The sequence below is a fragment of the Arthrobacter sp. 10T416 genome, assembly GCF_056394165.1.
Map to the genome: position 1 here is coordinate 360,465 of NZ_JBFTHI010000001.1, position 14,110 is coordinate 374,574.

General features: G+C 67.5%; 13 protein-coding genes. 9 read left to right on the plus strand and 4 right to left on the minus strand.

The window, feature by feature from the left end:
• Position 1: 1 nt before the first annotated feature.
• The 9 genes from AC1DBE_RS01630 to AC1DBE_RS01670 all read left to right on the plus strand — a co-directional run bounded on the left by AC1DBE_RS01630 (position 2) and on the right by AC1DBE_RS01670 (position 10,764).
• On the plus strand, positions 2–934 hold the full coding sequence (locus AC1DBE_RS01630; protein ID WP_476969411.1) for an FKBP-type peptidyl-prolyl cis-trans isomerase: 933 nt from the start codon (positions 2–4) through the stop codon (positions 932–934).
• Between the two features lie 37 nt (positions 935–971).
• Positions 972–1,367, plus strand: a complete 396-nt coding sequence (locus AC1DBE_RS01635; RefSeq protein WP_175323652.1) for an FKBP-type peptidyl-prolyl cis-trans isomerase — start codon at positions 972–974, stop codon at positions 1,365–1,367.
• Between the two features lie 187 nt (positions 1,368–1,554).
• Complete coding sequence (locus tag AC1DBE_RS01640) at positions 1,555–3,573, plus strand: helix-turn-helix transcriptional regulator (protein ID WP_476969412.1); 2,019 nt, start codon at positions 1,555–1,557, stop codon at positions 3,571–3,573.
• A 5-nt stretch (positions 3,574–3,578) separates the two neighbouring features.
• Positions 3,579–3,977, plus strand: coding sequence for a hypothetical protein (locus AC1DBE_RS01645; protein WP_476969413.1), 399 nt, complete (start codon positions 3,579–3,581; stop codon positions 3,975–3,977).
• Positions 3,978–4,012: 35 nt separating this feature from the next.
• Positions 4,013–4,282: a Sec-independent protein translocase subunit TatA gene (gene tatA / locus AC1DBE_RS01650; RefSeq protein ID WP_476880435.1), complete on the plus strand. Its 270-nt coding sequence runs from the start codon at positions 4,013–4,015 to the stop codon at positions 4,280–4,282.
• A gap of 48 nt (positions 4,283–4,330) precedes the next feature.
• Complete coding sequence (gene tatC, locus AC1DBE_RS01655; protein WP_476903479.1) at positions 4,331–5,125, plus strand: twin-arginine translocase subunit TatC; 795 nt, start codon at positions 4,331–4,333, stop codon at positions 5,123–5,125.
• 24 nt (positions 5,126–5,149) lie between these two features.
• A complete protein-coding gene (locus tag AC1DBE_RS01660; protein ID WP_476903377.1) occupies positions 5,150–8,128 on the plus strand; it encodes a DEAD/DEAH box helicase in 2,979 nt (992 codons plus the stop codon).
• Positions 8,129–8,225: 97 nt separating this feature from the next.
• Positions 8,226–9,884 carry an amidohydrolase gene (locus tag AC1DBE_RS01665; RefSeq protein ID WP_476969414.1) on the plus strand — a complete coding sequence of 553 codons (1,659 nt, stop codon included), beginning with the start codon at positions 8,226–8,228 and terminating at the stop codon, positions 9,882–9,884.
• Between the two features lie 142 nt (positions 9,885–10,026).
• Positions 10,027–10,764, plus strand: coding sequence for a polyprenol monophosphomannose synthase (locus AC1DBE_RS01670; RefSeq protein ID WP_476880093.1), 738 nt, complete (start codon positions 10,027–10,029; stop codon positions 10,762–10,764).
• A gap of 94 nt (positions 10,765–10,858) precedes the next feature.
• On the opposite strand, the gene AC1DBE_RS01675 is transcribed toward AC1DBE_RS01670, so the two are convergent.
• The 4 genes from AC1DBE_RS01675 to AC1DBE_RS01690 form a co-directional block, all read right to left on the minus strand.
• Complete coding sequence (locus tag AC1DBE_RS01675; protein WP_026266329.1) at positions 10,859–11,206, minus strand: RNA polymerase-binding protein RbpA; 348 nt, start codon at positions 11,204–11,206, stop codon at positions 10,859–10,861.
• A gap of 351 nt (positions 11,207–11,557) precedes the next feature.
• Positions 11,558–12,526 (minus strand): SPFH domain-containing protein, encoded by a 969-nt coding sequence (locus tag AC1DBE_RS01680; protein ID WP_476969415.1) that lies wholly within the window; start codon positions 12,524–12,526, stop codon positions 11,558–11,560.
• Positions 12,527–12,647: 121 nt separating this feature from the next.
• Positions 12,648–13,109 carry an NfeD family protein gene (locus tag AC1DBE_RS01685; protein ID WP_476880091.1) on the minus strand — a complete coding sequence of 154 codons (462 nt, stop codon included), beginning with the start codon at positions 13,107–13,109 and terminating at the stop codon, positions 12,648–12,650.
• Between the two features lie 101 nt (positions 13,110–13,210).
• A complete protein-coding gene (locus AC1DBE_RS01690) occupies positions 13,211–14,080 on the minus strand; it encodes a methyltransferase domain-containing protein (protein WP_476969416.1) in 870 nt (289 codons plus the stop codon).
• Positions 14,081–14,110 lie beyond the last annotated feature (30 nt).

Sequence of the window (14,110 nt, forward strand, 5' to 3'; positions counted from 1 at the left end):
CGTGCGCCGACTATTAGCAATTCTCCTCCCCGGACTGCTGCTGCTCACCGCTTGTGGTGGCGGCCAAGCTGCCACCCCGGAGCCCACCAGCCAGTCCGCCGGCGAGACCGCGAAGCTGGACTCCCTGAAACTGACCGAGAACGGCGACAAGAAGGCCCCCGGCGTCGAGTTCACCAAGCCCCTTGAGGTCAAGGACCCCACCATCAAGGTGGTCAAGGAAGGCGACGGCGAACGTATCAAGGCCAACCAGGTCGCCGATATCTCAATCGTCGCCTTCAACGGCAAGGACGGCTCCAAGCTCGAGGACACCTTCGCCAAGGATCCCGAGAAGCTCGAACTGAACGACGAGCTCAAGACCGGCAGCGCCGTCATCTACAACGCGTTCGTCGGCGCCAAGGTCGGCTCCAACCTCGCCCTGGCTGTCCCCGGCCAGGCCGCCAGCGCCCAGGGCGCTGCCCAGCCGTCCCAGCTGCTCGTGATCAAGATCCTTGGCGCGCAGGATGCGCCCAAGGTTCTCGACAAGCCCGAGGGCGACGCCGTGACCCCGCCCGCCGGTCTGCCCACCGTGAAGGAAAACGACAAGGGCGTCCCGGAAATCTCGGTCAAGGGCGTCGCCGCCCCCAAGGCCCTCATCTCGCAGGACCTCATCAAGGGCAAGGGCCAGACGGTCAAGGAATCCGACACCATCACCGTGAACTACGTCGGTGTCGCCCTTGCCTCGGGCAAGGTCTTCGATTCCAGCTTCACCAGCGGCAAGAAGGCAACGTTCCCGCTGAACGGCGTCATCAAGGGCTGGACCCAGGGCCTTGCCGGCAAGACCGTGGGCTCCCGTGTCCTCCTCGTCATCCCCAAGGCACTCGCTTACGGCGACAAGGGCCAGGGCGATGCCAAGGGCGATCTGACGTTCGTCGTCGATATCCTCGGCGTCAAGTAGCACTCCCCGCCAGCAAACCACCACAGAAGGAGCAACCATGTCATTTGGACAGCGCAACCTCGACCGCCAGAAGCCGGAAATTGACTTCCCCGAAGGCGACGTACCCACCGAACTCGTCATCACCGACCTGATCGAAGGCGACGGCGCCGAGGCCAAGGCCGGCGACACCGTCTCCACCCACTACGTCGGCGTGGCCTGGTCCACCGGCGAAGAATTCGACGCCTCGTGGGGCCGGGGCGCGCCCCTGGACTTCCGCGTTGGCGTCGGCCAGGTTATCCAGGGCTGGGATCAGGGCCTGCTCGGAATGAAGGTCGGCGGCCGCCGCCGCCTGGAGATCCCCTCGGAGATGGCCTACGGCGCCCGCGGCGCCGGCGGAGCGATTGGCCCCAACGAGGCCCTGATCTTCGTCGTGGACCTCGTGGCGGTCCGCTAGTCCCCACCGGCTCCCAGCCCTCGCACGCTCGGGCCGGGGCCCCCGCCGGCGTGGGCCCACCCACCGGCTCCCTGCCCTCGCAAGCTCGGGCCCGGGCCCTCGAAAGCGCGGTAACAATCGGAAAGTTCTTCCGGCTGTTGCCGCGCTTTCGGCGTTTTTGGCGCCGCGGCTTTAGTACCCTTGCGGAGTGTCCGCCTCACGTACAGAACGCCTCCTGAACCTGCTGATCGCCCTGCTCAACACCAAGTACGGGCTGCGCCGCGCCGAGCTGCGCGAGAAGGTTTACCACGACACCACCAGCTCCGAGGTTGCCTTCGGGCGGATGTTCGAGCGGGACAAGGGCGAACTGCGCCAGTTCGGGTTCGACGTCGAAGCGGTGACAGACAAGGGTTGGGGCTCCGACGATCCCGCGACCACCCGGTACCGGATCGGCAAAGAGTCCAACCGCCTGCCCGATGTCAGCCTCACCCCGGCCGAGTGCACCGTCCTGATCCTGGCGGCGCAGCTCTGGGAGCAGGCTGCCCTCGGATCGGCCGCCCGCAACGCCGTGCGCAAGCTGCAGGCCGCCGGCGGCCCGCTGGAGGCCGAACTTCCACCCGGCGTCCAGCCGCGCATCCGGCCGGCCGGGCAGGCCTTCGAGGACCTCGTGGCCGCCATCCACGCCCAGCACCCCGTGACTTTCGGCTACCTGGCCGGCAGCACCGGCCGGGAAGAGACACGGATTGTCGAGCCGTGGGGCCTCGGGAGCCGCTTCGGGCAGTGGTACCTGGTGGGCTACGACCGGGCCCGCGAAGAGCGGCGGTTCTTCCGGCTCTCGCGATTCACCTCCGCCGTCACCGTCCTCGAGCAGGAGGACTTCAACCCGCCGTCGACGTTCAACGTCCGGGACGAGCTGGCCACGCTCCCCGAGCTACCCGTGCAGTCCGCACTAGTCGACGTCGCCGCCGGCGCTTTGCTCGGCCTGCGCGGCCACTCAGCACCGTTCGACAGGACGGCCGACGCCGGGCAGCCCGCCCCGGCCCGCGACGGCTTCGACCGCCTCTCGGTACCGTACCGGGACCTCGAAACCCTCGCCCAGGAACTCGCCTCGTACGGCCCCAAAGCGGTCGTTGTTGCGCCCGCGGACCTGCACACCGCTGTCCGCCGGCGTCTGGCCTCCGCTGCGGCATTCGCGGCAGAGCCGGCCCCGGCCATCGACTTCCCGCGCACAGGACCCGACAAGCGGTCGCGGAAGCGCACCTCCGAGGACCAGCTAAAGCGGATGCTGCAGCTGGTGCCGTTCCTCGTCCACAACCAGGGCCTGCACATCAGCGACGTGGCGGAGCGTTTCGGCATTACCCGCAAGGAACTTGAAGAGGACCTGCGCATCCTGATCTGTTCCGGGCTGCCCGAAGGCTACCCCGACGATCTCCTCGACATCCGCTGGGACGATGACCACGTTTACATCATGGAGGACCTGGACCTCAACCGGCCGGTCCGTTTTACGGTGGACGAAGCCTGCGCCCTGCTCACCGGGCTGGAGGCCCTCAACGGCCTTCCCGGCATCGCCGAGGGCGGCACGCTGGAGTCGGTGACCCTCAAACTGATGGCCGCCGCCGGCGAGGAGGGCCTGAAGGCTGCCGCCGTCTCCGGACCCGAGGTCGCACCGGAAGACTCGGGCACCCTGGAGACCGCCCGCACGGCGATCCGTAACGGTTCCCAGCTGCGGCTCAGCTATCTGTCCCCGCAGCGGGACACGGTCAGCGACCGGGATATCGACCCGTTGCGGCTCTACTCGATGGACAGCACCTGGTACCTGGAGGCGTACTGCCACTCGGCGCAGGGCCTGCGCAACTTCCGGCTGGACCGGATCCGGAGCCTGGAGCCCAACGGTCGTCCGGTGTCCTCCGCCGCCAGCCCGGCCGACGGTTTTCCCGTAAAGCTGTTTACCCCGAACGACGACGACGCCGTGGTGGTGGTCGAACTGACCCGGCAAGGTGCCGGGCTGGCTGACGAGTACTACGCCGAGCGGACCGCGCCGCTTCCAAATGGCAACACCCTGGCGGAAATCCGCTTTGGCAGCGCAGACTGGCTGCCGATGTTCGTGGCCCAGCACGGCGGCGCCGTCCGCATCCTGCAGCCTGCGTCCCTGGCAGACACGGTACGTGAATGGCTCGACGCGGCCCTTGCGGTGTACGGGGAGCCGGCCGCCCGCCGGTTAGACTGATCAGCATGCCTTGGTGGTCCTGGATCGTAATTTGGATAGCGCTCGTCGCCCTGTCGCTGCTCTTCTTCGGTGTGCTCGGCGTGCGGCTCTTCCGGCAATTCATGGCCACCGTCAAGGAACTTGGTGAGGCAGGGGATCGGTTCTCCGACTTCGCTGCCGGCCCCCGAACCGCCAGTTCAGCCGTTGTTCATGTCGAGTCCGTAGGCTCGGATGACATCGACGCCGGTCAACGGCCCGGCGCGCACGCCGTCCCCGGGTCTGCCGTTTTTGCCGAGCCTGCGTCGATGCGTCATGATTACCATGCATCCAAAGCCGCCCGGCAGGAAGCCCGGAGGTTACGCCGGATCCGGCGCAAAACGGACCGTGGCCAGCCACAGGCGCTGCGCGACATCGATCTCCGTTAGACATAGGATGTACACAAACGAAAGGACCACCCGGCATGAGGCTTGAAGGCTGGCATCTCATCATCATCATCGTCCTGGCCTTGGTGCTCTTCGCGGCGCCCAAGCTGCCCGGAATGGCCCGCAGCCTGGGCCAGTCGATGCGGATTTTCAAATCCGAGGTCCGCGAAATGAAAAAGGACGGCACGCCCGAGGCGAAGGCTGATCCGGACGCGGTCGAGGGCAAAGTTGTGAACCACCCCCGGTCCAACGGCACCGAGAGCCGCCCGGGCGAGGGAACTGACGTTCCGCCGCCGAACCGCGCCTAGAACCACATGGCAGTAACCATGAACCGCCGATCGAACCCCGAGGGCCGGATGGCCCTCCTCGATCACCTCAAAGAGCTCAGGAACCGGCTCTTTAAGTCAGCGATCGCCGTCGTCCTCGGAACCGTCGCCGGGTTCGTTGTCTACCAGCCCATGCTGGCCGCACTGATCAAACCGATCCGCGACCTGAACCTGCATGAGGGTCGGCAGGCGTCGCTGAACTTCGACGGCGTGGCGAGCTCTTTCGACCTGATGATCCAAGTGTCCGTGTTCCTGGGCCTGATCGTGGCGAGCCCCGTCTGGCTCTACCAGCTCTGGGCCTTCATTGTCCCTGGTCTGCACAAAAAGGAACGTCGGCTGGCCCTGTCCTTTGTCGCGGCCGCCGTCCCGTTGTTTGTGGGCGGTGTCCTGCTGGCTTGGCTGGTCCTCCCGAACGCGGTGCGGGTGCTGACCGACTTCACACCGTCCGGCGGCTCCAACTTCATCAGCGCCCAGGTGTACCTGTCCTTTGTGCTGCGGCTCCTGCTCGCGTTCGGCATAGCGTTCCTGCTCCCGGTGGTGCTGTTCGGCCTGAACCTCGCCGGACTGATCAAGGGCCAGCAGCTGCTCAAGAGCTGGCGGATCACGGTGTTCCTGGTGTGCCTTTTCGCCGCCATGGCCGCCCCGGGAGCGGACGCGATGAGCATGTTCTACCTCGCCGTCCCCATGCTGGTGCTGTTTTTCACCGCGATCGGGCTCTGCCTTCTGAACGACCGGCGGCGGGAGAAGCGTGCCGCCAAGGTGGCCGCCGAGACCGAAGCCACAGCAGACCAGGCGACTCCCAGCTCCGAGCTGGAGAATCTGTAGCCTTCCGCCCATTAGGCTGGAAACATGTCGTCACAACCCGGGCCGGAATCGCCGTCCGAGCGCTACCGCGCCAGCGCCGAGCGGGCCGCCGAAGCCAAAACGTACCTGGGCGGATTTACCCGCACCCTCACGTTTGATCTCGATCCCTTCCAGCGCGAGGCATGCCTGTCCCTGCAGGCCGGCCGGGGAGTGCTCGTTGCCGCGCCCACCGGCGCTGGTAAGACCATCGTGGGCGAATTCGCCATCTACCTGGCCCTCCAGCGCGGCCTCAAGGCCTTCTACACCACCCCCATCAAAGCGCTGAGCAACCAGAAGTACTCCGAGCTGGCCGAGAAGTACGGCGCTTCGCAGGTGGGCCTGCTAACCGGCGACACCAGCATCAACGGCGAGGCGCCGGTGGTGGTGATGACCACCGAAGTGCTTCGCAACATGCTCTACGCCGGCTCGGAAACCCTCGACGACCTCGGGTTCGTTGTGATGGATGAGGTGCACTACCTCGCCGACCGCTTCCGCGGTGCCGTCTGGGAAGAAGTCATCATCCATTTGCCCAGCGAAGTGCAGGTCGCCTCGCTGAGCGCAACGGTCTCCAACGCCGAGGAATTCGGTGCCTGGCTGGACACCGTTCGCGGCCAGACCGACGTAATCGTCTCCGAGCACCGCCCGGTACCGCTGTGGCAGCACGTGATGGTGGGCCGCAAGATTGTGGACCTGTTCGCCGGCGACACCAGTTTCGATGAGATCGCGCCCGCGGGCGCCGACGCCGACGTCGAGGACGACGGCGCTGCTGCGGCAGCCGACGGCGGAGGCCGGGGCGCCGGTGGTCACGCTGCCCGGGGCGCCGCTGCAGCCAGCTCCGCCGGCAGCGTGGCTTCCGGCACTGTCACCACCGAGCGGGCCGGCTACGAGGTCAATCCCGAGCTGCTCTCCATGGCCCGCGCCGAGAGCCAGATGAACTTTCGCGGCCGCTTCGGCCACGGCGGCCGCAACCAGCGCCGGCAACAACGCCAGCGGGATGAGGCACCCCAGGGCGGCACCCGCAGCCCGGTCCGGAAAGCCAGCCGGCCCCAGGTCATCGCCAGCCTTGACCGGATGGACCTGTTGCCCGCCATCACCTTTATTTTCTCCCGCGCCGGCTGTGATGCCGCCGTGGCCCAGTGTGTTTCCGCCGGACTGTGGCTGACCACGGAGAAGGAACAGGCCATCATCGCCCGGATGGTCGATGAGGCGGCCCAGGACATCCCCTCCGACGATCTCGACGTCCTCGGCTTCTGGAGCTGGCGCGACGGCCTGCTCCGGGGCCTGGCAGCGCACCACGCCGGCATGCTGCCCACCTTCAAGGAAGTCGTGGAGAAGCTCTTCGTGGAGGGCCTGGTCAAGGCCGTCTTCGCCACGGAAACCCTGGCCCTCGGCGTCAACATGCCCGCACGCTGTGTCGTCCTCGAGAAGCTGGACAAGTTCAACGGCGAGGCGCACGTCAACATCACCGCGGGGGAGTACACCCAGCTAACCGGTCGGGCGGGCCGGCGCGGGATCGACGTCGAGGGACACGCCGTGGTGCTGTGGCAGCCGGGAACGGATCCGGCCGCCGTCGCCGGCCTCGCCTCCCGCCGGACCTACCCGCTGAACTCCAGCTTCCGGCCCACCTACAACATGTCGATCAACCTCGTGGCCCAGTTCGGCCGGCCCCGGGCCCGCGAGATTCTCGAATCGTCCTTCGCCCAGTTCCAGGCCGACCGCTCCGTCGTCGGGTTGGCCAAGCAGGTGCGCAGCCGGGAGGAATCACTGGCCGGTTTCAGCGCCGCCATGAACTGCCACCTGGGGGATTTCACTGAGTACTCCAGGCTCCGCCGGGCCCTCAACGATGCCGAAAAGACGGCGTCCAAGAGCACCTCGCGTGCCCGGAAATCCCTCACCGAGGATTCGCTGAGCCGGCTTCTGCCGGGCGACGTGGTGGACGTGCCGTCCGGCCGCGCGCCTGGCCTCGCGGTCGTGCTCAGCTCCGATCACCACTCCCGCGAGCCGCGCCCGGCGGTGATGACCCTGGACAACCAGCTGCGGCGGATCGGGCTGCACGACGTCGAGGGCCCCCTGGCCCCAATCACCCGGGTCCGGATCCCCAAATCGTTCAACGCCAAGGTGCCAAAATCCCGCCGGGACCTGGCATCCTCCGTCCGGAACGCGGTCCGGGAAAACCGGCCGCCGGCACCGCCGAACCGCAACGAGGACTTCGGCCGTGCCGCGGCCCAGCCGAACATGGAGAAGAAGATCGCCGAATTGCGCCGCGAACTCCGGGCGCACCCTTGCCACGGCTGCAGCGACCGCGAAGACCATGCCCGCTGGTCTGACCGCTGGTGGAAGCTGCGCCAGGAGACCGACGGCCTGATCCGCCAGATCCAGGGGCGCACCAACACCATCGCCAAGACCTTCGACCGGGTCTGCGGGGTCCTGTCGAGTTACGGCTACCTGGAAACCTCCGATTCCGGCGTGATCTCCATCAGCGCTGACGGGCAGCGGCTGCGCCGGATTTACGGTGAGAAGGATCTGCTGATCTCGCAGAGTCTGCGGATGGGTGCCTTCGGTGACCTCGATGCCGCCGAAATCGCGGCGCTGGCCAGTGTGCTGGTGTACCAGGCCAAACGGGAGGACCGGGGCCTGCGGCCCAAGATGCCCAGCATCTCCCTGGAGTCAGCGGTGGACACCGTGGTGCGTGAATGGTCAGCCCTTGAGGATGTCGAGGAAGCCAACAAGCTCCCGCTGACCGGCGAACCCGAACTCGGCCTGGTATGGCCCATCTTCAAATGGGCCAAGGGCCGGCACCTGCAGGAGGTCCTCAGCGGCACCGACCTGGCCGCCGGCGACTTTGTCCGCTGGGTCAAACAAGTCATCGACCTCCTGGACCAGCTGGCCAAGATCCCCCAGTTGGACCCGCGGGTCGCCCGCCTCTGCGGCGAGGCGATCACCCTGATCAAACGCGGCGTCGTCGCCTACTCCGCTGTGGCCTGACCCCCTTCCCGAAACCCGGTTATCCCGGGCCGCCATCCACTTTTCCCATCCCACCGGGCCGGCCAGCCGCCGGACCCCCTACGAGGAGTTCTCCATCATGACTGCTTCACCAACCCCGGCCGCCGGTGCCCCGCGCAAAGTGACGCTGTACCGCAACGGTTCCGTCTACACCGCTGCGGATCCCTTCGCCTCGGCCATGCTGGTGGACGGCGATACCGTGGCCTGGGTTGGTTCCGAGCAGGCGGCCTCGTCCATTGCGGACTCCCCCATGGACGTCATCGACCTGCAGGGTGCCCTCCTCGCCCCGGGGTTCGTGGACTCCCACGTGCAYCTGACGGAGACCGGCCTCGCCCTGGACTCACTCCGGCTTGGTGAGGTCCGCTCCGCGGCCGAGCTGCTCGACGCCGTCGCCGGCTCGACCGCGGAAGGCACGGTGCTGGGCCACGGCTGGGACGAAACCCTCTGGGACGACCAGACCCTGCCCAGTCGGGAAGAACTCGAGCGCGCGGCCGGGGGCCGCAAGGTCTACCTGTCCCGGGTTGACGTGCACTCGGCGCTTGTCTCCGGTTCCCTGGCCTCGACGACCGGCATTGAGACCCTCGACGGGTACGACGCCGACGGCCATCTCAAGCGTGCAGCACACACCGCGGCGCGGCTGGCCGCCCGCGATCTGCCCGCCGACACGCTTCGCGGCTACCAGCAGGCGGCCCTGTCTGAGGCGGCTGCCAACGGCTACGTGGCGCTGGCTGAGATGGCGGCCCCGCACATCGGCGGCATCGAAGACCTGCAGCTGGCCGCCGGCTGGAATGCGGCCGGCCGTCCCGGGCAGGCTGTCCCGGAGGTCCTGCCCTACTGGGGCCAGCTCGCTGCTTCCGCTGACGAGGCCCGGTCCATCCTGGACAGCCTCGGCGTCGCCGTCCTCGGTCTTGCCGGCGACCTCAATATCGACGGGTCCATTGGATCCCGGACCGCGGCGCTGCGCGGCGACTACGCCGACGCCCCGGGGGAGCGGGGCAGCCAGTACCTCTCTGTGGACGAGGCCGCCGCGCACCTTGCCGCCTGTTCGGTGCTGGGCATCCAGGCCGGTTTCCACGTGATCGGCGACGCCGGGCTCGACGCCGCCCTCGACGCCCTGGACCGTGCCGCCGCCGAGGTAGGTGAACAGCGGGTCCGCGCCGCGGGCCACCGGTTCGAACACGTCGAGATCGCCGACGCGGCGGCTATCCAGCGTCTCGCCAAATACTCGGTGACCGTCAGCGCCCAGCCTGTCTTCGACGCGCTCTGGGGCGGCGGGGACAGCCTGTACGCGCAGCGGCTCGGAGCCCGTCACACGGCGATGAACCCGTTCGCGTCGTTCTACTCGGCCGGCGTCCCCATCACCTTCGGCAGCGACAGCCCCGTCACCCCGCTCCGGCCCTGGTCCAGTGTGCGGGCCTGCCTGGAGCACCACAACGCCGCCGAGCAAATCTCTGCCCGGGCAGCCTTCCTCGGCCACACCCGGGCCGGCTGGCGGGCCGCCCGCTACCGCAACCCGATGGCCGGCCAGCTGGTCCCGGGCGCACCGGCCAGCTTTGCGGTCTGGGAAGTCGAAGAGCTTATGGTCCAGGTGGCCGACGGCCGGGTGCAGTCCTGGAGCACAGACCCGCGGGCCCGCACACCGCTGCTCCCGGCGCTGGACACCGGCGCCGATCCGATCTGCCTGCAGACGGTGCGCGACGGCGTCGAACTCTTCTCCAACGGCTCGCTCGGAGCCTGACCGGGACGGTGGCGTGGTGCACGCCACCGTCCCGGAAGGCCGGGTTCCCGGCCCCTGACTGTCTATAATGGGGAGCTGTGCCTGTCGCCGGCTAATTGCCGGCCCGGCCCACCGACCGCTCCCTCCAAGGAAAGGCCCCGCAGTGCGTGTCCTCACGATTATCCCGACCTACAACGAGCTGGAATCGTTGCCCAAGACCCTCGGGCGTCTGCGCACTGCCGTGCCTGCCTCCGACGTCCTGGTCGTTGACGACAACAGCCCCGACGGCACGGGCCAGCTCGCGGACCGCATCGCCGCCGAGGACAGCCAGGTCCACGTCCTGCACCGCCAGGGCAAGGCCGGACTGGGTGCGGCCTACATTGCAGGCTTCAAGTGGGGCCTGGACGCCGGCTACGACATCCTGGTCGAGATGGACGCCGATGGCTCGCACAAGCCCGAGCAGCTGCCCCAGCTGATCGAGGCCGTGGAACAGGGCGCCGACCTCGCCATGGGCTCCCGCTGGGTTCCGGGCGGCAGCGTGGTCAACTGGCCGCTGTACCGGCAGGCGATCTCCCGCGTCGGCAGCACCTACGCCCGCCTGATGCTCGGCGTCAAGATCAAGGACGTCACCGGTGGTTTCCGCGCGTTCCGCCGGAGCACCCTCGAGAAGCTCAACCTGGATTCGGTGGATTCGGTGGGCTACGGCTTCCAGGTGGACCTCGCGTGGCGCGTGGCCAAGCTGGGACTGAACATCGTCGAACGCCCCATCACCTTCGTGGAGCGTGAACTCGGCGCCTCGAAAATGAGCGGCAACATTGTGGTCGAGGCCATGATCAACGTGACCAAGTGGGGCCTCAGCGCCCGCTGGAACACGCTGGCCGGCAAGCTCGGCCGCAAGTAGCCACAGCAGGCGCAAAAAAGGCCGGTCCGGCACCTTCTCAGGTGCCGGACCGGCCTTTTTGCTATGGTGCCGGCTGCCGGGCAGCGGAGGAACCCTAGGCCGAGCGGCGTTCGCCGCGGCGCTCACGCAGGATGGTGAGGCGGTCTTCGAGGATCTGCTCCAGCTCGGGCAGCGAGCGGCGTTCGAGCAGCATGTCCCAGTGGGTGCGGACAGCCTTCTCATTGCTGTTGACGGGGCGTTCGCCGTCGACCAGGAGGGCTTCCTTACCGGTCTTCGAAACCCATACCGGGGGGATCTCCGCTTCCGAGGAGAACGTCACAAAGACCTGCTCGCCGTCCTCGCAACGGTACTCAACACGCTGGCGCGGAGCCGGTTCGACACCGGATTCGGTCTCCATGCTCTGTGCGCCAAGGCGCATACCCCGCAGGCTGCGATCGCTCATCTTTTCTCCCTTATGATCGGTTCGCAGGGCCGGGCCCTGCGCTAGCCGGGGGCCACGAGGACCCCGCCGGACTACTTTTTGCATTGCGTTCCCACTGCAGAAATCGTCAGTAGATATAACGCGCCGCGAAGCGTAAATGTTCCGGCGGGCTGAACCGACCGGACAAATACACAAGTATACGCGGCCCCAGCGTCCCAGGTAAACCCGGGACCTCCCGGCGGAGCGGACCCGGGCAGCCCGGCGGGGGAGCCTTCCGGCAGCGGGCGGGGTCAACAGGAAGGGAGGCACCCGCCGCAGCGGATGCCTCCCTGTTTAGCCTGGCCGCACGGAGCGGTCCATCTCGCTTCGCGGCTAGGCGCCCGGGACGCCGGTGGACGACGCGGCTGGTTCTGACGGCGAAGACTGTGCGGCCGGCCCAGCGAACGGGCCGTCCGACGTCGGATCCGGGTTGGTGCCGCCCAGGACGTTGCCGATGCCCTTGAGCGCTTCGCCAACTTCGCTGGGGATGATCCACAGTTTGTTGGATGTGCCCTCGGCAAGCTTCGGCAGCGTCTGCAGGTACTGGTAGGCCAGCAGCTTCTGGTCCGGGTTGCCCTTGTGGATGGCCTCGAAAACCTTCTGGATGGCCTGGGCCTCACCGTCGGCGCGCAGGATGGCTGCCTGGGCATCACCTTCGGCCTTCAGGATCGAGGACTGCCGCTGGCCTTCGGCCGTAAGGATGGCCGACTGCTTGGTGCCCTCGGCCGTCAGGATCGCCGCGCGGCGGTCACGTTCGGCGCGCATCTGCTTTTCCATCGAATCCTGGATGGAGTGGGGCGGATCGATCGCCTTCAGCTCAACCCGGGATACACGGATACCCCACCGGCCGGTCGCTTCGTCCAGGACGCCGCGCAGCTGGCCGTTGATCTGGTCACGGGAAGTCAGCGCCTCTTCGAGGTTCAGTCCGCCCACGACGTTTCGGAGCGTGGTGGTGGTGAGCTGTTCGACGGCCTGGATGTAGTTGGCAATCTCGTACGTTGCTGCCCGCGCGTCCGTCACCTGGAAATAGACCACAGTGTCGATGGAGACCACCAGGTTGTCTTCGGTGATGACTGGCTGCGGCGGGAAGGAAACCACCTGTTCGCGCAGGTCAAGGAGCGGCAGCAGCCGGTCAACGAACGGAATCAGGATGGTCAGGCCCGGATTCAGCGTCCGCTGGTACTTGCCAAGCCGTTCGACGACGCCGGCCCGTGCCTGCGGAACAATCCGCACCGAGCGCACCAGGACGATTATTACGAACGCAACGAGTACCAGCAGCACTATTGCGACTGCGATATCCATACATCACCTTTTCCCCAGATATGTGGTTTTGCTGTGCGCGGCAGCGGTACTGCCGCAGATCCTGAAGCCGGTGGCGGCGGCAGGAAGACTGTGCCCCGGGTTCTGTTCCCGGGCGGGCTGCCTACTCGGCTGCCGGATCCGGCTCCGGGACAATCACGGCGGTGGCGCCGTCGATCGAGCGGACGACGGCGTGCTGCCCGGGGGCGAGCTCGCCCACCTCCATGCGGGCACTCCAGACATCGCCGCCAATTTTGACCAGTCCGCCGGTGGCGCTGACGGGTTCCATCACCAGGGCCGATTCGCCGATGAGGCGCTCGACGTTGCTGCGCTGGTCAGCCGGGCTGCTGCGCAGGTGCTTGAGGGCGACGGGACGGACGAAGCCGATCATGAGCAGGGACACGACGCTGAAAATGACGATCTGGAGCCAAAAATCCGCGCCGGCAAAGGCCGCAACGAGTCCGGCCAGCGCGCCGCCGCCGAGCATGATGAAGAACAGATCGAGGGTGAGCATTTCCACCACAGCGAACACCAGGAAGACCGTGAGCCAGAGAGCCCACCAGTTGTCGGCCAGCCAGTCGAACATTTTTCCCCCTTAGCCACGCTGCACCTTGTCTTCCCATCCTAGGCCGGAGGGTGGTGCAGGGGGCGGGCAGTCCGGACTAGGGGGCGAACGTGGCCAAGTCGTTACGTTGACTGCGGCGCGGCGGGGGAGGGCAGCGGCTCGAAGACGCTGACCCTGAAGCGGGCAGTGACCGGGGTGCGCGGCGGCAGCCCCGCCGCAATGGCTGACAGGGACGCGGGGTCGAGGTGGTGCCCGGCCGGTCCCATCATGGCCAGCTTCGCGACGTCTTCCGGCGCCAGCTCCAGGGCCAGATTCAGTTCCTGGACTTCGTGGGCACTGAAATGTGTGCCGAGGGTCGCCGCGAGGCGCTCTTCCTTCGCCGGCTCAATGCCCAGCATTCCCGTGACCGTCGCCACCTCGGCGAGATGCCCGGGAAGCGGTGTGACCACGATCAAGCGGCCGCCCGGCCGGAGCACCCGGGCAAACTCGGGTGCGTTGCGCGGCGCGAAGACCACCGTCACGACGTCGACGGCGTCGTCCGCGAGCGGGAGCGGCTGCCAGACATCGGCCACAAGGTTGACCGCCTCGGGGTTCAGCCGGGCTGCCCGTCGCAGCGCGAACTTGGAGATGTCGAGGCCGACGGCGGCCGCGGGGGAGCGGTCCAGGAGGGCCCGGAGATAGTGGCCGGTACCCGTCCCGGCGTCGAGCACGGCTGCCTCGGGGCCGGCGAGGAAAGGACCGGCCAGCTCGGCAAGGGTTGCCGCCACCTGCCGGTAGTGGCCGGCGGAGAGAAAGTCGAAGCGGGCGGCCACCATCGCGGCCGAGTCCGCTTCGAAGACGGTGCCTTTGCCGGTCAGGACATTGAAATATCCCTGTTTGGCGGCGTCGAAACTATGCCCGGCCGAACACATGAGCGAACGCATCCCAGCGTCGGCCGCGAGGGGCTTCCGGCACACGGGGCACGCCAGGGCGGCGAGGGAAGCGGGGAGCATAGAGTCCATCGTAGGGCCGCGGCGCCGGCC

What these genes read in the sequence shown, in the direction of transcription:
- AC1DBE_RS01635 (WP_175323652.1), top strand. Translation starts at nt 972, where the DNA reads ATGTCATTTGGACAGCGCAACCTCGACCGCCAGAAGCCGGAAATTGAC.
- AC1DBE_RS01645 (WP_476969413.1), top strand. Translation starts at nt 3,579, where the DNA reads ATGCCTTGGTGGTCCTGGATCGTAATTTGGATAGCGCTCGTCGCCCTG.
- tatA (WP_476880435.1), top strand. Translation starts at nt 4,013, where the DNA reads ATGAGGCTTGAAGGCTGGCATCTCATCATCATCATCGTCCTGGCCTTG.
- tatC (WP_476903479.1), top strand. Translation starts at nt 4,331, where the DNA reads ATGGCCCTCCTCGATCACCTCAAAGAGCTCAGGAACCGGCTCTTTAAG.
- AC1DBE_RS01660 (WP_476903377.1), top strand. Translation starts at nt 5,150, where the DNA reads ATGTCGTCACAACCCGGGCCGGAATCGCCGTCCGAGCGCTACCGCGCC.
- AC1DBE_RS01675 (WP_026266329.1), bottom strand. Translation starts at nt 11,206, where the DNA reads ATGAGCGATCGCAGCCTGCGGGGTATGCGCCTTGGCGCACAGAGCATG.
- AC1DBE_RS01680 (WP_476969415.1), bottom strand. Translation starts at nt 12,526, where the DNA reads ATGGATATCGCAGTCGCAATAGTGCTGCTGGTACTCGTTGCGTTCGTA.
- AC1DBE_RS01685 (WP_476880091.1), bottom strand. Translation starts at nt 13,109, where the DNA reads ATGTTCGACTGGCTGGCCGACAACTGGTGGGCTCTCTGGCTCACGGTC.
- AC1DBE_RS01690 (WP_476969416.1), bottom strand. Translation starts at nt 14,080, where the DNA reads ATGCTCCCCGCTTCCCTCGCCGCCCTGGCGTGCCCCGTGTGCCGGAAG.